The following is a 16,773-nucleotide window of genomic DNA, read 5'->3' on the forward strand; positions in this document are numbered from 1 at the left end:
TGGTGTCTTTCCATTTTTGCGCAAATATTATTTCACTAAATTTACACAAACGATTTTCCTTTGAAAGACCAATCCCATAAAAAAAGTGCGTTACACGAGAAAGACGGTATTCCGCAACCGGAAAGTTTCAGCCAATCTTCGTTGGACAAAGTAATAAGCAGTCGCAAAATCCAGCCTAGTTCAGAGGAATTAGTCAAAGGAATATTATCGGGCGATATTTCGGCGCTAAGTCGGGCGATTACTTTGGTGGAAAGTACGAATGTTACTCATTTGGCGAAAGCCAACGACATCATTAAGGCTTGTTTGCCACACGCCAATAAATCGGTCAGAATAGGGATTACGGGTGTTCCCGGTGTTGGAAAAAGTACGTTTATAGAAGCCTTTGGTAAACACTTGACATCTTTAGGCAAAAAAGTCGCTGTCTTGGCAGTTGATCCAAGTAGTACGATTTCGCATGGCAGTATTTTGGGCGACAAAACCCGTATGGAAGAATTGGTCAAAGACAAAAATGCTTACATTCGACCGAGTGCTTCGGGTGAAACCCTTGGCGGTGTGGCTCGGAAAACGCGTGAAACGATTATCCTTTGCGAAGCGGCGGGATTTGATACGATTGTCATTGAAACCGTTGGCGTAGGTCAAAGCGAAACGGCTGTTCACAGTATGGTCGATTTCTTTTTGCTGTTGAAAATTTCCGGCGCCGGCGATGAATTACAAGGCATCAAACGCGGAATCATGGAAATGGCGGATGCGATAGTCATCAACAAAGCCGATGGTGATAATGTCGCTAAAGCCAAATTAGCGAAAACCGAATTCAACCGTGCTTTGCATTTATTTCCGGCGAAAAGTTCGGGTTGGATTCCAACAGTCTCGACATGCAGTGCTTATGAAAAAACCGGTATTGATGATGTTTGGCAAACGATTTCCAACTATTTAGAATTGGTCAAAAGCAATCATTATTTTGAAGAAAAACGCAAAGACCAAAACCAATATTGGATGATGGAAACCATCAACGAGCAGTTGAAAAACAACTTCTACCATCATCCTGAAATCATTGCTTTATTGGAACAAAACAAAAAAGCCGTGCAAAACGATGAATTGTCACCATTTGCAGCAGCTATGAATTTGTTGGAGAAGTATTTTAAATAAGTTGCAGTCACAGTCGCAGTTTTTTACTGAGCACTGAACACTGAGCACTGACAACTACTCCTCGTAAGCTTCCATTTCTTTGTCGTAAAACTCTCCGGCGAGCGTAATTAAATGCTCCATTTCTGCTTCTAGCTCAGTTTCATCTTCTCCTTCTAAATCTTCCATAAATTCTACTTCATCGTCTTTTAGATTGATGATAAATCGTGGAAAATCAAGGTGAATGACAAAAATATCATCCGGGTAATTGGAGTTATCTGCGAGTACGAATTTTGGTAATTCCATTTTTTGAGTTATAAATTATGAGTTATGACACGAGCCTTAGGCGAACTGAGCGGAGCTAGTTTTGTTTCAATAACTTCTTGGTTAAAAAATTAAAGCGAATATACAAAAATATGGCGGCGGCTGTTAATCCGGCTAATAATCCTATCCAAACGCCAACGGCTTTCATATCCGTATACAATCCTAGATAGATTGAAACCGGAAAACCAATAATCCAGTAAGCTACAAAAGTAATATACATCGGAATCTTTACATCTTGCAAACCGCGTAACGCGCCAAGAACTACGACTTGGATTCCGTCTGATATTTGGAAAAATGCCGCTACTATAAGCAATTGCGCTGAAATCGTAATTACTTCTTGATTTTCTAATAAAGTCTTTGCCTCATCCATATTGACAAAAATATAAGGCAAAACGTTGTGCAACAATATAAAAAGTAAGGCAAAAACAATTTCCAACAAAACGGTCAAAAGAAAAATCGACAATCCGACGCTACGCAACATCACGTAATCTTGTTTGCCTTTTTGGTTTCCGACTCTAATCATTCCGGTAACACTCAATCCCATAGCAAACATAAAGGTTAATGAAGCCAAACTCAACGCGATTTGATTTGCAGCTTGACTGGTTGTTCCAATCATTCCGCACAACCAGATGGCTCCGGTGAATAAAGCGACTTCAAAAAACATCTGCATCGAAGAAGGAAATCCTATTCTGATGATTTTAATATTGATTTCTCTTTTGATTTCCTTTACTGTAAAACCTTCAAAATAATAGTGAAACTTGGCTTTGCTTTTCATGATATAATGCATAAAAAGCAACATGATAATTCGGGAAGCAATCGTACCAATAGCCGCACCAATGATTCCTAACTTTGGAAAAAACCAAATACCGTAGATCAATAAATAATTGATAATTATATTAACCACGTTACCTATGATGGTTGCCCACATCGAATACTTGGTTTGACTCATTCCGTCGGCAAACTGCTTATAAGCCTGAAAGATAATCAACGGAACTAACGAAAATCCAACGATATCCAAATAAGGCTTAGCCAATTGAACCACGGCTTCAGGCTGTCCCATATAAGACAAAAGTGGTTTCGAAAAAAAGATAACGCCAAAAAGAAACAATCCTAAAATTGTACACAAATACAAACCATGATGAAAAGCCAATCGCCCTTCTTCTCGATTTTCTTTTCCATGCGCTTCGGCAACCAATGGCGTAATGGCGGTTGAAAAACCAATGCCAAGTGACATCGCAATAAAAACAAAACTGTTCCCTAGAGAAACAGCTGCCAATTCGGTCGGACCAATTTTTCCAACCATAATATTATCAACGATACCCACTAAGGTATGACCAATCATACCCAAAATTACGGGATAAGCCAGTTGGAGATTGTATCGGAACTCTTTGGTGTATTGTGCTAAATTCACTTTGCAAAAATTTGACTGCAAAAGTACTTAGGTTAACTGAAATAAAGCAACAAACTTTTAATTAATACAGATAATCCTGTATGAGCATAAAGAATTATATAACAAACAATAATAAATGTGTAACAAAGTCGGTTGGTAATCCCAATACTTTTGCACCGTCAAATTAATACCGACTATGGTTTTAAAACAAGACAAAAAATAAAAATTATACTATTTATGAAAATTTCAACTACGATTAAAATGCTTTTGGTTTTAGCAATAACTTTAGGTTCAGCTACTAAAACTATCGCCCAAGAAACTACGCCTACAGAAAACTATGATCAAAAATTTAAATTAGGTATCGGAATCAGCGGTGGCTATGTTTTTCAAGACCCTTATGAATTGGCGCTTGGAGTAGATGCCAGATTACAATATGATTTATCAAAAAGAAACTCTTTAACGCTTACAACCGGTTTTTCTAACCTTTTTGTTAGCGGAGACGACAACGATTTAGGATTTATCCCGGTAAAAGCAGGTTTTAAAGCGTTTATTTGGAATGACCAATTCTACATCATGGGTGAAGTTGGAGCAGCTATTGCTGTGACCAATGATTATGACAAAACTTCATTCTTAGTGGCTCCAAGTATCGGATATGCTACAAAATATGTGGATATTAGTTTGCGTTACGAACATTACACAGATTTCCCAAAAATGAATGACAACGGAACTGTTGGCAAAGGTATTGGTCAATTAGGTGTTCGTTTGGCTTACGGTTTCGAACTGTAAACTAAACATTCTGTTAAACAAAAAAGGTGCTGAAATTCAGCGCCTTTTTTTATGCTTTTAATTGATTGCGGTAAACCTCAATATTGGCTTTTACTTTTGGATCCAATTCGGGTTCCGTAATATCCGTCAGTTTTTCTAAAGCTTCCCAAATCGTTTGCGCCACTATATAACGCGCCACGCCTTTGTCATCAGCCGGAATTACATACCACGGCGCATGGTTTTTGTTGGTGTTATTAATCGCTTCTTCGTAATATTTCATATAATCATCCCAACGCTCGCGTTCTTTCAAATCACCGGTCGAAAATTTCCAATTGTCTTCTGCATTTTCCAAGCGCTTGAGTAAACGTTCTCTTTGCTCCTCTTTGCTCATGTGGAAATAAAACTTTAAAATTGTTGTCCCGTTTTGCGCTAAGTGCTTTTCAAAATCATTGATTTGTTCCATACGGTTTTCCCAAAACTGTGACGTAATGTCTTCCACTTTTTCAATTCCGGGTAAATTTTCGAATAAAATATATTCCGGATGCACTCGTGTCACCAAAACATTTTCATAATGCGTTCGATTGAATACAGCAAACTTCCCTTTTTCGGGCAAAGCCAAATAATGACGCCACAAATAATCGTGCTCCAACTCAGTTGAATTCGGTGTTTTAAAACTGTGAATCACTACGCCTCGCGGATTGAATTCCTTAAAAACTTCGCGAATTAAACTGTCTTTCCCACTCGTATCCATGCCTTGCAAACAAATCAAAAACGCATGCCGATTGTGCGCATACATCGCATCTTGTCGCTTGCTCAACTTCACTTGGACCTTATCCAAAGCCAAGGCCTCCTCATCCTTATCAGTATCAATGTCAAGTCTGGTCGGTAATTTTGACAAATCGATTTTGCCTTTTACTCTAAAATCTTCAGGATTGATGTTTTTCATAGTGTCAATGTTTATATTTGTAGGAGCTGATTCCCGCTGTCCGCTGTATCTTTTTGTTTTGCGCCTCAACATGTCACTCTGTCCCGAGGCTTCGGGAGTCGAAGTGCTTCAAGGCACAAAACAAAAAGGATGTCGCTTCCATCGGGGCTAAAACAATTGCTAACTTATGGAAAAATTTCAACTTTCGCTACTATTTAAAATCATCGGAATTGGTTCTGCATCAGGATTAGTTTACCACGAGGACAAAATTTACATTATTTCAGACAACAGTACTTTTCTTTATGAATACAGTATTCCAACAGAAAACCTCAACAAAATAGCTCTGGTAGAAAATGCTCAAGATAACATCGTCAAAAAAGACAAACCCGATTTTGAAGCCATCGCTTTAAAAGGAACCGACTTAGTGCTTTTGGGTTCCGGCTCGACGGAAAACCGAAATATGATTTTCAATTATGCGATTCCAACCGGTAAAATTCAAAAAAACAACATTGGTGTCATTTACCAAAAAATCAAACAAGAATTCGCTATCTCAGACGATGAATTGAATATTGAAGGTTTAATCATGGACAATAACCAGATCTATTTCTTCCAACGTGGTAATGGTCTTAAAGGAAAAAATGCCGTAATTTTCAGCAAAGACACTCCACAAAATCAACAATTCGAATATGTTTCAATCGATTTGCCTACAATCAAAAACATAACAGCTACATTCACCGATGCCATTTTAGTAGAAGATAAAATCTATTTCCTGGCTTCCGCCGAAGATACCGCTTCAACCTATCTCGACGGTGAAGTTTTAGGAAGCATCATCGGACGTATGGATGCCAAAACTTTAAAAGTAGAATTCACCCAAGAAATTTCGAATACGAATAAATTTGAAGGCCTGACTTTATACAAACAATCCGAAAAAGAAATCGAATTTTTACTCTGTGAAGACACTGATTCGGAAATTTTGGAATCAAATATTTATAAATTAGTTCTCGATAAAACAAAATAAACTGAATACTGAATACTGAATACTGAACACTGCCAACTTTTTTTTCACCTCATCCCAACCTTTTTAAACAAATAGTCCTCTTTACTTATAAAGACATCCATAGTGATCACCGAAACGCAAATATCAGCCTGTAAAAAAATGCACCGTGATGCGCAGCGGCAAGTATACGAATACTTGTCACCCAAGCTATACCGAACGTGCAAACGCTATTTAAAAAAGGAAGAAGAAATAGAAGAAGTATTGGCCGATGCTTTTTATACGATTTTCACCAAACTGGATCAGTTGAAAGAAGTTGGCGCTTTTGAAGCTTGGGCTCGAAAAATAACCGTAAACCAATGTTTGTTACAATTGAAACGCAATGTAAATTTCAATTTGTATTTAGAGGAAACATCGTTTAGCATTCAGCCTCAAAGTCCACAAGAAACGCCTTTAGAAGAAGAAGATTTGCTCAACTTACTCAATTTGATTCCGGAAGGTTGTAAAACCATCTTTAACCTTTTTGTTATTGAAGGCTACGGTCACAAAGAAATAGCGGCTATGCTTCATATTTCCGAAGGCACATCGAAATCACAGTTGAATGTTGCGAAGACCAAGTTAAAAGATTTAGTCAATAATCTTTATTATCAAAAAGCAAAGTAATCATGGAAAATCAAGATATTTTTAATCAATTTAAAAAGGCAGCCGACAACGCTGAATCGCCCGATTTTGCTTCTATGGAGAAAGTCTGGAACAGAGTTGAAGAAAAACTCGACAAAAAAGAATTGACAAAAGCCAATAACCTTTGGAAAAAAATTGCGGTGGCTGCGTCAGTTCTATTGGTTGCTACATTGGGTTACCAATTTTTGAAAAATGACCAGCCGAATATGAAGACTAATGAGGTTATTGTCCAAAAAGACAGTATTCCAAAACTAAGTACGCCAAATAATGACGCTATTGTTACGACTGAAACGGTTCATCCGGATATTAAAAAAGACGCTGATTTCATTTTGAAAAAACAAATTGTTACCTCAAGTCAGGTAGCTGTTCAAGAAAACATTCAGATTGAAGAAGATAAAAATATAACTCCTGTAGCTGACAAAGAGCTCAACAAAGACTATCTTAATCCTCTTCCTCAAACGAACCAAGGTTATATCGTTGCAGAAAAACGAGAAGATAGAAAAGCAAAATCGCAAGATGTAGAACTCTTTATCAACAAAGAAAATAAAGTCTCGAATGCCAAAAAAGAAAAACCTTTACTGGTTTTTGATGACAAAGTAACCAATAAACAAACAGTGAAAGAAGTAGAAATGGATGAAATTGAATCCATCATCGTACTTCCCGATCCTCTCTATATTATCAATGGTATTGAATATACCGAACAACAATTATTTGGGCCCAACCCAACCAGTCCTTATACACCTTTAAACGAACAAGAAATCGATTCTATTTCCATACTGCAGGATGAAAAAGCGACTTCCATTTATGGTGAAAAAGGCAAAAAAGGCGTCGTAATTATCTCGACTAAAAACGGAAAACCGGCTGAAAAAAAAACAAATAGGAGCCTTTTAAACATTATAGAAAAGAGCAAAAAATAATTTCGAAGTTGGGTTTGTCAGAAGTAAAAACCCACCATTTTTTTCATGCGGGTTTTATTTTAATCATATACTATTTTTAAAAATAATTCGTTTACTAAATATAGTAATCATAAATACCTATACTCAACATGAAAAAAATCTTTGTACTAATCGCCATTTTTACTTCAATTACTGCTTTCAGCCAAGAGAAGAATTTTATTGACAAACCTTATCTTGAAGTACAAGGCAAAGCCGATACTTTGGTCACACCTAACCGAATTTACATTGATGTTTTGATTTCTGAAAAAGATACTAAGGGTAAAAAATCGGTTGAAGACTTAGAAAATGAAATGCTGACCAAATTGAAATCATTAGGCATTGACACTGAAAAAAATGTCACTATGCAAGACATGATGAGTAATTACAAAAAATACTTCTTGAAACAAACTGATATTCAAAAAGCAAAATCTTATTCTGTTCTAGTTTACGATGCTAAAACAACAGCAAAAGTTTTTATTGGTTTAGAAGAAGTTGGGATTTCTAATATATCAATTGATAAGCTGGAACATAGTGAAGAAAAGAAAATCCAACTAGTTATCAATAGTAAAGCGATGGAAAATGCTAAGGCCAATGCGTTGAGTTTTACCAAACCATTGGGGCAAAACATAGGCAAAGCCTTATTTATCAATCAGACTAAAAATATTGCTTACAGAGGTAGCGGAGATCAAATCAGAATTCGTGGTGCTGCTTTACAAGAAGTTGCCTATAAAACAAAAAGTCAGGATTACAATGAAAATATTGAATTTGAAAAAATAAAAATCTCAAGCGAAATAGGTGTTCGTTTCGCTTTGGAATAATTAAATTGTGGTAATTTGTTAATGTGAAAACCCGCCAAGTTCTTAGAATTTGACGGGTTTTGTTTGTATCATGAAATTAAAAAATCAAACTGATGGTTGTTCCTTTTTGAAGTTGACTTTGAATAGTAATCCTGGCTTCAATTTTATCCGCTAAATTCTGCGCCAATTGCATGCCCATTCCCATTCCTATTTCGTTATTCGTGCCTCTTGTAGACCTGTAATTGTTATTTAAAATAGTACTAATCATCTCATCCGACATACCGATTCCGTTATCGGAAACAGTTAAAACATTGTCGTTAAAATGAATAGTAATCTCTCCATTTATTGGTGTAAACTTAATCGCATTGGTAATCATGCTTCTGGCAATAATGGTCACAATTTCCATATCGGAAAACAAATTACCTTCAGAATCTAGTGCTAAATTTACAGTGATATTTTTTGTTTTGCAATCACTTTTATAAATGCTCAAAATGGATTGAATGATAGACTTCATATCTAAACCAACTTTATTGACCTTGATGGTATTAAAATTAGATCTCGACCAATTTAAAGTGGTTTCCAACATATCTAAAACTTCTGTAGACTGTTTGTTGATCTTCTCAATAAATGGCGCGAAATCTTCTTGAGACATATTATCTTCCAAAGCCATTGAAGAGATTGTGGTCAAATTGTGTAATGGAGCTCTCAAATCATGCCCTAGTACCGATAACATTCGGTCATTATTGCTATTGATACTTTTTAATTCTTCTTGTAAAGCGATTTCTTTATCAATATCAACAAAAGCCACTACATGTAATTTATCTACGACTGAGGCTTTGATTTCATACCACTTTTTTAGGCCGTTCTTACAAGTAACTTGTGATTTCATCTTTACAAAAACCTTTCCTTCTTGTTTCGAATTAACCTCTTCTTGATCCCAAGCACTTATGACCTTTTCTCGGTAAATATCATCCGGATAAGCATGTTCATACCATGTTTCTATGGTTGGAATTTCTCCCAAAGTATATCCTATTTCCTCTAAAAATTTTTCATTCAAAAAGGTATTCAGATGAACACCATCGATAACTTCAGCTATAATAAACGGATAAGGCAAAAAATCAGCTACCTTATGAAGCTCAAATCTGGAAATTTGCAACTCACTCTTCTTCTCTTTCTTCATAAAAAACATTTGATTAGAATAAAGTAACTTTATCCAGCCTAAGATAATAAAATTATTTCTCTATTTCTCGCAAATTTTCCATCTTTTTCAAAGCCAAGAAACCTTTAATATCTTCAAAATGTTCTTTCACGCGTTTGTTTCCAAATTCGAATACTTTGGTCGCCAAACCATCTAAGAAATCACGGTCGTGAGAAACTAAAATTAACGTTCCGTCAAAGTCTTTTAAAGCGTCTTTGATGATGTCTTTCGTTTTCATGTCTAAGTGATTCGAAGGCTCATCGAGAATCAGTAAGTTCACCGGTTCCAATAATAATTTGATCATCGCCAAACGCGTTTTTTCACCACCGGAAAGCACTTTTACCTTTTTGGTAACATCATCCCCATGGAACATAAATGCGCCCAAAATATCTTTGATTTTCGTACGAACATCGCCTACCGCAATATCATCAATGGTCGAGAAAATAGTAGCGTTCTCGTCTAACAACGATGCTTGATTTTGGGCAAAATAACCAATCTGTGCATTGTGCCCAATTTCTACTGAACCGCCATTAATTTGAATTTCCTTCATGATGGCTTTAATCATCGTCGATTTTCCTTCGCCATTTTTACCTACGAAAGCCACTTTTTCGCCACGTTCAATCACCATATTGGCATCTTTAAAAATCAAATGATCGCCATACGATTTGTGCAAGTCTCTAACAATTACGGGATATTGCCCAGAACGAACCGAAGGCGGAAATTTCAATTTCAAAGCTGAAGTATCAATTTCATCAATCTCTACCGGAACAATTTTTTCCAGCATTTTCACACGCGATTGCACCGACAATGTTTTGGAGAATGTGCCTTTAAAACGATCAATAAATTCCTGATTTTCAGCAATCATTTTTTGTTGCTCGTCATAGGCTTTTTGTTGGTGAACTCTGCGGTCTTTACGCAGTTCTAAATAATGAGAATATTTGGCTTTGTAATCGTAAATTCTTCCCATCGTCACTTCGATGGTACGATTGGTAATATTGTCAACAAACGCTCTATCGTGGGAAATCACTACTACAGCTTTCGCAGAATTGATTAAGAAATCCTCTAACCACTGAATACTTTCAATATCCATGTGGTTCGTCGGCTCATCCAGCAAAATCAAATCGGGTTTTTGTAAAAGGATTTTAGCCAATTCGATACGCATTCTCCAACCGCCGGAAAACTCCGAGGTTTGGCGCGCAAAATCTTCTCTTTCAAAACCCAAACCTACTAATATTTTCTCTACTTCCGCCTCATAATTGATTTCTTCAATCGCATAAAACTTCTCGCTCAAATCAGAAACGCGTTCGATTAATTTCATGTACTCATCGCTTTCATAATCGGTGCGAATGGTTAATTGTTCATTGATTTCGTCGATTTCGGCTTTCATTTTAAAAATTTGGCCAAAAGCTTTTGAAGCTTCTTCCATCACAGTCGCACCATCCGTCGTAAGCAAATGTTGTGGCAAATAGGCAATCACCGCTTCTTTCGGAGCCGAAATATTTCCGGTCGAAGGTTTGGCTTCACCGGCTATTATTTTTAAAAGTGTTGATTTTCCGGCACCATTTTTACCCATTAAGGCAATTTTGTCATTTTCATTAATGGCGAAAGAAACATCGCTGAATAAAGTAGTTCCGCCAAAATTTACGGAGATATCGTTAACTGTAATCATCTTAGATTGTTAGACTGCTTAGATTGTTAGACTTCTTGAATTTTTGAAGGTGCAAAGATAGTATAGAAACAAGTATTGACAATGTTTTATTTGAGCATGAAACTCAACTTAAATCGTTATCTTAGTTACCTCAAAACCCCACCCAATGAAAAAAAACCTACTTCCCCTACTGTGTTCTCTTTTTATTTTGAATGCCAATGCCCAAGAAATATGGCAAAAAGTTTCCCAAATCGAAGCCTCCGCTTCAGGTAAAAAGAATCGGATTTCTATCCCGCAAACGGAACACTACTTCAAACTCGATCTAGTCACTTTTAAAAAAGCACTTCAAAATGCACCCATGCGAGGCCAAATCTCTACATTAGTTTTACCTTTTCCCGATGGCAATGGAAAACTGCAATATTTCCGAATCTACGAAGCACCGGTGATGCACCCTGATTTGGCTGCCCGTTATCCTGATAATAAATCGTATGTAGGACAAAGTGTTGAAAAACGTTCGGCAATAATTCGCTTTAGCGTGACCTTATTTGGGCTTCATACGATGACACTTGCGGTCAACAATGGCACTTCATATACTGAACCCTTTTCAGAAGACGGAAAATATTACGTGAGTTATTTGCGTGAAGGAATGACAACTAATCATATATTCCAATGCCATACGGAGGAAATGCAACCTAAATTAAATATCAATGAAATTAACGCACAACCATTAGACAATGGTGTTTACAGAACATATCGCACAGGAATTGTAACAACTATTGAATATTCGGCATTTCAAATTGCACAAGCCGGACTTCAATCAGCTCCTTTGGCAGAAAAAAAAGCCGCTGTTTTGGCTGCTGTTGTTGTTACACTCACGCGTGTCAACTCGATGTTCGAACGTGATCTTTCGGTTTTTCTGCAATTGATTCCCAATGAAGACGAGGTTATTTTTATTGATACAGACAACCTAACCAATGACGATGTTGGCGCTCTTATCGGAGAAACACAAGAAACACTTGACGATATTATTGGTACGGCTAATTATGATTTCGGACATGGCGTAGGAACATCCGGTGGTGGATTGGGCGGCGGACAACCATGCGCAGAAGGGGCAAAAGCATTTGGTGCAACCGGTCTCGGTTCCCCTGTTGGAGACCCTTTTGATATTGATTATGTAGCACACGAAATGGGTCATCAGTTTGGCGCAGCTCATACTTTTAACAACGAATGTGGTGGCAATCGTGACAACAATTGGTCTTACGAACCCGGAAGCGGAAGTTCTATTATGGCCTATGCCGGAATTTGTGATCCCAATATCCAAAGCAATTCAAACGCACAATTTTTCGCAGGCAGTATCGCACAAATACGAAATACCATTAATAGTGCCGGCGGCAGTTGTGTCGCAATCACTTCAAATATGAACATACCGCCTATAATCAGCGCGGGAATGGATTACACTATTCCGAAAGGAACGGCTTTCATCCTGACCGGAACAGCTTTAGATGATGATAGTGATGCGCTAACCTATACGTGGGAACAATATGACCGCCAAATTTCTGTACAGCCTCCTCTAGCAACGGCAACCGAAGGACCAAATTTCAAACCACAGGTCATTACAGATATTCCTGTGCGTTATCTTCCACAACTTTCAGATGTTTTGGCTAACAATCTTGCACCAACTTGGGAAGTGATTTCAAATGTGGGACGCGAATACAATTTTGCTTTTACTGTACGTGACAACAATATAAATGGGGGTGAATCAGCAACAGATTTTATGAAAGTGACCGTTTCTGACACCTCCGGTCCTTTCATGATAACAGCGCCAAATACTACTGTGGATTGGGTTGCTGCTTCTAATCAACTCGTTGTTTGGGATGTGGCCGGAACAACATCGAATGGTGTCAATACCGCGACTGTAGATATTTTGTTGTCGACCGATGGTGGGCTTGCTTTTTCAATTCCGCTTGCCATTAATGTTCCAAATGATGGTAGCGAAACGATTACCGTTCCGAACTTACCCGGTAATGCCAATCGAATTATGGTGCGCGGTCACGAAAACATTTTCTATGATGTATCGAACCTGGATTTTACCATATCAACAGCAACAGCAACTTTCCTATTGGAAAACAACAGTGTACAAAATGTTGATGCGTGTTTAGGAACTGAAGTGAACTATATCTTTGAATATGAAACCTTTTCCGGATTTACAGGCACAACCAATTTTTCAATTTCAGGTATGCCTGCAGAAATTATAGCTTCTTTTACTCCAACTGTAATTAATGAAAACGGAACGGTTACCTTGACTCTAACCAATACACAAAATGCTGCTGTTGGTTTTTATCCGTTGACCATTACTGCGGTTTCGGGTTCAATTACCAAAACAGCATCCGTTTATCTGAATCTACTTAGTAACACTTTTGGAACATTGGCTTTGATTAGTCCTCCCAACGGTGCAACCGGAGTTGTATTTTCACCTAATTTTACTTGGTCAGCCGATTCCAATGCTTCCCAATACACCATTGAAATTGCAACTGATTCTGGGTTTAACAATATTATCTCAACGGCGGTTACCTCAACAAACGCGTATACAGTAACCGGATTGAATGAAGCTACGGTATATTACTGGAGTGTACGTCCGGAAAATACCGCTTGTAATGGTAGTTTAAGTGCTACTTCACAATTTACCACGGGTGATTTTGTTTGCTCCGATTTTGCTTCCGCAAATGTTCCTGTGGTTATTCCTTCAGAAGATGTGGCTACAGTCTATTCCACTTTAAATATCGCTGAAAATTTTAATGTCGAAAGCGCTACCGTGTCACTTGACATTTCGCATACTTGGCTCACTGACATTGCTGTAAAATTGATTAGTCCATCCGGAACGGTAATCAATCTCTTTAGTCACAAATGCGGCGATACCGATGATGCTGAGGCCACTTTTGCGGATAGTGGAGTCATTTTAACTTGCAATGGAACAAGCCCTGTAATTTCAGGAACAATAAAACCTGAAACACTATTGAGCACGCTGGCTGGTGAACCAAGTTTTGGAACCTGGCAACTTGAAGTATTTGATGAATTTCCACAGGATGGCGGTTTCATTAATTCATGGAGCTTGAATCTTTGCCATGTAATACCAGCCTTGTCAACACCAACTTTTATTACTGCGATAGATTTTACCATTTATCCAAATCCGAACAACGGTTCATTTAACGTTGAAGCTAACAACCTAACAGGATTATATGAATTGGCCGTTTATGACATGCGAGGGCGTAAAATTTACCATCACCAACCGATTTTAAATGGCGGGAATTGGATAGAAAATATTCAGTTGGAAGCACAAGCCGGAATGTACCTGATTGAATTATCAGGCAACGGAACAAAGGCAGTAAAAAAATTCGTGGTAAAATAATAACGATAACGTTGTAATTGGTTAGTAAGTTAAACTAGTCTATTGAAAGCATTATTTTCAAAAATATTTTGGTTACTTTTAAACTAAGATTTGAAGATATGCCTTTAATAGATTACAGTTTCCTGAGTAAAATTTTACCCAAAGCCAAGATTAAAAAAAGCTTTAGAAAAGCCAAAAAATCTTATCTCAATAGGGTTCGATTGGCAACATCACTGTTTTTCTTTGGTATGGGATTTTGTTTTTCCACTTGGGCAAGTCGCATTCCGGACATGAAATCGATGTTGCAACTAAACGAAGCTGAATTGGGAACAATGCTTTTTGCTTTACCGATTGGTCAATTGGTAGCAATGCCTTTTTCGGGTAGAATTGTTACTAAGTACGGTAGCCGAAATATTGCTATTTTAGGATTATTCTTTTATGCTATTTGTTTGACATTATTAGGATTAGCTTCGACGAGTTGGCACTTGGCCGACGGATTATTTTTGTTCGGCTTCTTTGGCAATTTTTGCAATATTGCTGTGAATACACAAGGTGTTTATACCCAACAATTGTTTGACAAACCTATCATTGGTTCATTTCATGGTTCGTGGAGTTTGGCCGGATTTTGTGGTGCTTTGGTGGGTTTATTAATGCTGGCCTTTAAACTAACACCATTTCAACATTTTTTAGTGGCTTTTGGATTTGTAGTGATTATCCTTTTAACCAATTACAAATACATCATCAAAGCCAAATCAAAGCAAGAAGAAGAAAAATCGAGTTATTCTTTTTGGAAGAAGCCGGATAAAACCTTATTGTGGTTGGGTGTGATTTGTTTTTGTGGTATGGCGAGCGAAGGCATCATGTTTGATTGGAGTGGCGTTTATTTCAAGGAAATTATAAAAGCTCCGGGCGCTTTGGTGGTTTTGGGTTATACTACCTTTATGATTAGCATGGCTTCGGGACGATTTTTGAGTGATATTTTAGTGGGAAAATATGGTGCCAAAAAAATCCTAATCATCAGTGGTTTAGTAATTTCAAGCGGATTATATATGGCGGTTTTATTGCCTTATATGATTCCGTGTATGATTGCTTTTATGTTGGTTGGTTTTGGCGTTTCTAATGTCGTACCCATCATTTTCAATGTCGCAGGAAATAATAAAAACGTACCAACAGGAATAGCCTTAACGATAGTTTCGAGTATTAGTTTTCTTGGTTTTTTAATTGGTCCGCCATTAATTGGCTTTATCGCAGAATTGACGAGTTTAAGATATTCGTTTGCGATAATTGGCGTTTTTGGGGTATTTATTTCTTTGCTAGTACTTAAGTTGAAGATTTTTAAATAGAATCACTTCTTTCAAACTTGACATATTTAGTGTATTCTAAGGTCTCTTTGTTCAACAAATATAAGTTCCCAAAATAACAGCCAACGAGATAAAAAGAATCCAATTTTTTATCGTCTTGAATTTTAATTTCAAAGTTATCGACGATATCAATGTTATAAGTAAACGAAATCGGATTACCTATAAAAGTACCTTGTTCATAATCCCATGTTCCTTCCATTCTGCCGGGTAAAAATAAAAACCTGTCTAAAACCAAGATGGTCAATGCAAAAAGAAGGAATGGTATTATTTCAACTCTTTTTTTCATTTAAATACTCAATCGGAACTCCTCAATTACCGGATTGGCTTTGCCGTAATCAATTTCGTGAATAAACAATTCCACGGGTTTACTCGTTTGAATACTCGGAATTACATTCGCCTGATTGTTATCTCTGATGACCACATTGATACTGGCTTCTTCCAATTTTTCTTTTAAAGTAAAGGCGAGAATAGCTTCTCCTGAAAATATTTTTATAAGTCCCATTTGTATTAGTTATGAGTTAATGAATTATAAGTTATGAGTTACTGATCACTAAAAACTGAGCACTGATCACTACGCTTCTTCTTCCATCTCAAAGAAAAGCGGTTCAATCATGACTTTCTCAGCCAGTACTTCTACCCTTTCGGTGATTTGAGAACAAAAGAAAATTCGTTGTGTTTTTTCAACACTCATCATCAATCGTTGAATGATCGCATCATGACGCAAACGGAAAAGTATGTCAGCATCATCTACAACAAACATTTTTACGGTATTGATATTAAATCCGGCAGAAGCAAACATGGCGTTGATTCTGTTTGGTGTTCCGATAAGAATATCTAAACCCATTGAAATCACATTTTTATCGTAATCGATATCACCTTTTTCATGTACCCCGAGTATACTTAAATCTGTATAAGTACCGAATTTCAAAAATAGCTCTTCCATTTCCAAAACACGCTCTTTGTTTTCTACAATAATTAAAGTTCTGGTGCTTTCACCTATGGATTTCTCCATTCGTTGGATCACATTTAAAACAATGGTCGTCGTTTTTCCGGTTCCATCCGGTGATTGAATAACGGCATCTGCACCACTTTTGATGGTTGAAAAAGTCTCTTGTTGCATTTCATTGGCTTCGGTTAAACCGTGTTCGATGAGTGCTTGTTGGAGTTGTGGGTTTATTTTTTTTAAGTTCATTATTTAAGGGATAAGTTAAAAAGGATAAGGGAATAGACTTTTGCCTAATCCCTTAT

At 37.2% G+C, this 16,773-nt stretch carries 16 protein-coding genes; 8 read left to right on the forward strand and 8 right to left on the reverse strand.

Features of this window, described 5'->3' with window-relative positions; all coding sequences use genetic code 11:
• Positions 1-60: 60 nt before the first annotated feature.
• Positions 61-1,146, forward strand: coding sequence for a methylmalonyl Co-A mutase-associated GTPase MeaB (gene meaB, locus B3C16_RS10610; RefSeq protein WP_291131480.1), 1,086 nt, complete (start codon positions 61-63; stop codon positions 1,144-1,146).
• 54 nt (positions 1,147-1,200) lie between these two features.
• Here meaB and B3C16_RS10615 read toward each other — a convergent pair whose 3' ends face one another.
• Both B3C16_RS10615 and B3C16_RS10620 read right to left on the reverse strand, forming a co-directional pair.
• Positions 1,201-1,428: a hypothetical protein gene (locus B3C16_RS10615; RefSeq protein ID WP_121313156.1), complete on the reverse strand. Its 228-nt coding sequence runs from the start codon at positions 1,426-1,428 to the stop codon at positions 1,201-1,203.
• A 55-nt stretch (positions 1,429-1,483) separates the two neighbouring features.
• On the reverse strand, positions 1,484-2,857 hold the full coding sequence (locus B3C16_RS10620) for an MATE family efflux transporter (protein ID WP_291131483.1): 1,374 nt from the start codon (positions 2,855-2,857) through the stop codon (positions 1,484-1,486).
• Between the two features lie 216 nt (positions 2,858-3,073).
• Between B3C16_RS10620 and B3C16_RS10625 the strand changes: the two genes are divergently transcribed.
• Positions 3,074-3,622: a hypothetical protein gene (locus B3C16_RS10625; protein WP_121313154.1), complete on the forward strand. Its 549-nt coding sequence runs from the start codon at positions 3,074-3,076 to the stop codon at positions 3,620-3,622.
• A 49-nt stretch (positions 3,623-3,671) separates the two neighbouring features.
• Here the strand turns inward: B3C16_RS10625 and B3C16_RS10630 are convergent, their stop codons facing one another.
• The gene (locus B3C16_RS10630) at positions 3,672-4,547 is read right to left on the reverse strand and encodes a PPK2 family polyphosphate kinase (protein ID WP_291131485.1); all 876 of its coding nucleotides are present in this window, start codon (positions 4,545-4,547) and stop codon (positions 3,672-3,674) included.
• Positions 4,548-4,713: 166 nt separating this feature from the next.
• On the opposite strand from B3C16_RS10630, the gene B3C16_RS10635 reads away from it, so the two are divergent.
• From B3C16_RS10635 to B3C16_RS10650, 4 genes are all read left to right on the forward strand, one after another.
• Positions 4,714-5,544 carry a DUF6929 family protein gene (locus B3C16_RS10635; protein WP_291131487.1) on the forward strand — a complete coding sequence of 277 codons (831 nt, stop codon included), beginning with the start codon at positions 4,714-4,716 and terminating at the stop codon, positions 5,542-5,544.
• Between the two features lie 138 nt (positions 5,545-5,682).
• Positions 5,683-6,183: an RNA polymerase sigma factor gene (locus B3C16_RS10640; protein WP_291131489.1), complete on the forward strand. Its 501-nt coding sequence runs from the start codon at positions 5,683-5,685 to the stop codon at positions 6,181-6,183.
• 2 nt (positions 6,184-6,185) lie between these two features.
• Positions 6,186-7,118 carry a hypothetical protein gene (locus B3C16_RS10645; RefSeq protein WP_291131491.1) on the forward strand — a complete coding sequence of 311 codons (933 nt, stop codon included), beginning with the start codon at positions 6,186-6,188 and terminating at the stop codon, positions 7,116-7,118.
• A 128-nt stretch (positions 7,119-7,246) separates the two neighbouring features.
• Entirely contained in the window at positions 7,247-7,954 is a 708-nt protein-coding gene (locus tag B3C16_RS10650) for an SIMPL domain-containing protein (RefSeq protein ID WP_291131493.1), read from the forward strand.
• Between the two features lie 76 nt (positions 7,955-8,030).
• Here B3C16_RS10650 and B3C16_RS10655 read toward each other — a convergent pair whose 3' ends face one another.
• Both B3C16_RS10655 and B3C16_RS10660 read right to left on the reverse strand, forming a co-directional pair.
• On the reverse strand, positions 8,031-9,113 hold the full coding sequence (locus B3C16_RS10655) for a PAS domain-containing sensor histidine kinase (RefSeq protein WP_291131495.1): 1,083 nt from the start codon (positions 9,111-9,113) through the stop codon (positions 8,031-8,033).
• A 52-nt stretch (positions 9,114-9,165) separates the two neighbouring features.
• A complete protein-coding gene (locus B3C16_RS10660) occupies positions 9,166-10,800 on the reverse strand; it encodes an ABC-F family ATP-binding cassette domain-containing protein (RefSeq protein ID WP_291131497.1) in 1,635 nt (544 codons plus the stop codon).
• Between the two features lie 145 nt (positions 10,801-10,945).
• Here B3C16_RS10660 and B3C16_RS10665 point away from each other — a divergent pair, with 145 nt between their 5' ends.
• The gene (locus B3C16_RS10665; RefSeq protein ID WP_291131499.1) at positions 10,946-14,185 is read left to right on the forward strand and encodes a reprolysin-like metallopeptidase; all 3,240 of its coding nucleotides are present in this window, start codon (positions 10,946-10,948) and stop codon (positions 14,183-14,185) included.
• Positions 14,186-14,283: 98 nt separating this feature from the next.
• Positions 14,284-15,507, forward strand: a complete 1,224-nt coding sequence (locus B3C16_RS10670; RefSeq protein WP_291131501.1) for an MFS transporter — start codon at positions 14,284-14,286, stop codon at positions 15,505-15,507.
• Here B3C16_RS10670 and B3C16_RS10675 read toward each other — a convergent pair.
• The 3 genes from B3C16_RS10675 to B3C16_RS10685 form a co-directional block, all read right to left on the reverse strand.
• On the reverse strand, positions 15,500-15,811 hold the full coding sequence (locus B3C16_RS10675; protein WP_121313144.1) for a hypothetical protein: 312 nt from the start codon (positions 15,809-15,811) through the stop codon (positions 15,500-15,502). The genes B3C16_RS10670 and B3C16_RS10675 overlap by 8 nt on opposite strands.
• Positions 15,812-16,027, reverse strand: a complete 216-nt coding sequence (locus tag B3C16_RS10680) for a putative signal transducing protein (RefSeq protein ID WP_121313143.1) — start codon at positions 16,025-16,027, stop codon at positions 15,812-15,814.
• 69 nt (positions 16,028-16,096) lie between these two features.
• Entirely contained in the window at positions 16,097-16,717 is a 621-nt protein-coding gene (locus tag B3C16_RS10685) for a DEAD/DEAH box helicase (protein ID WP_121313142.1), read from the reverse strand.
• Positions 16,718-16,773 lie beyond the last annotated feature (56 nt).

The organism is Flavobacterium sp. UBA7682 (genome assembly GCF_002482945.1).
GTDB lineage: Bacteria > Bacteroidota > Bacteroidia > Flavobacteriales > Flavobacteriaceae > Flavobacterium.

Bases quoted from the DNA above. Each gene is read 5' to 3' on its own strand.
- B3C16_RS10615 (WP_121313156.1), bottom strand. From the start codon at position 1,428: ATGGAATTACCAAAATTCGTACTCGCAGATAACTCCAATTACCCGGAT.
- B3C16_RS10625 (WP_121313154.1), top strand. From the start codon at position 3,074: ATGAAAATTTCAACTACGATTAAAATGCTTTTGGTTTTAGCAATAACT.
- B3C16_RS10630 (WP_291131485.1), bottom strand. From the start codon at position 4,547: ATGAAAAACATCAATCCTGAAGATTTTAGAGTAAAAGGCAAAATCGAT.
- B3C16_RS10635 (WP_291131487.1), top strand. From the start codon at position 4,714: ATGGAAAAATTTCAACTTTCGCTACTATTTAAAATCATCGGAATTGGT.
- B3C16_RS10640 (WP_291131489.1), top strand. From the start codon at position 5,683: ATGCACCGTGATGCGCAGCGGCAAGTATACGAATACTTGTCACCCAAG.
- B3C16_RS10645 (WP_291131491.1), top strand. From the start codon at position 6,186: ATGGAAAATCAAGATATTTTTAATCAATTTAAAAAGGCAGCCGACAAC.
- B3C16_RS10650 (WP_291131493.1), top strand. From the start codon at position 7,247: ATGAAAAAAATCTTTGTACTAATCGCCATTTTTACTTCAATTACTGCT.
- B3C16_RS10655 (WP_291131495.1), bottom strand. From the start codon at position 9,113: ATGAAGAAAGAGAAGAAGAGTGAGTTGCAAATTTCCAGATTTGAGCTT.
- B3C16_RS10660 (WP_291131497.1), bottom strand. From the start codon at position 10,800: ATGATTACAGTTAACGATATCTCCGTAAATTTTGGCGGAACTACTTTA.
- B3C16_RS10665 (WP_291131499.1), top strand. From the start codon at position 10,946: ATGAAAAAAAACCTACTTCCCCTACTGTGTTCTCTTTTTATTTTGAAT.
- B3C16_RS10670 (WP_291131501.1), top strand. From the start codon at position 14,284: ATGCCTTTAATAGATTACAGTTTCCTGAGTAAAATTTTACCCAAAGCC.
- B3C16_RS10675 (WP_121313144.1), bottom strand. From the start codon at position 15,811: ATGAAAAAAAGAGTTGAAATAATACCATTCCTTCTTTTTGCATTGACC.
- B3C16_RS10680 (WP_121313143.1), bottom strand. From the start codon at position 16,027: ATGGGACTTATAAAAATATTTTCAGGAGAAGCTATTCTCGCCTTTACT.
- B3C16_RS10685 (WP_121313142.1), bottom strand. From the start codon at position 16,717: ATGAACTTAAAAAAAATAAACCCACAACTCCAACAAGCACTCATCGAA.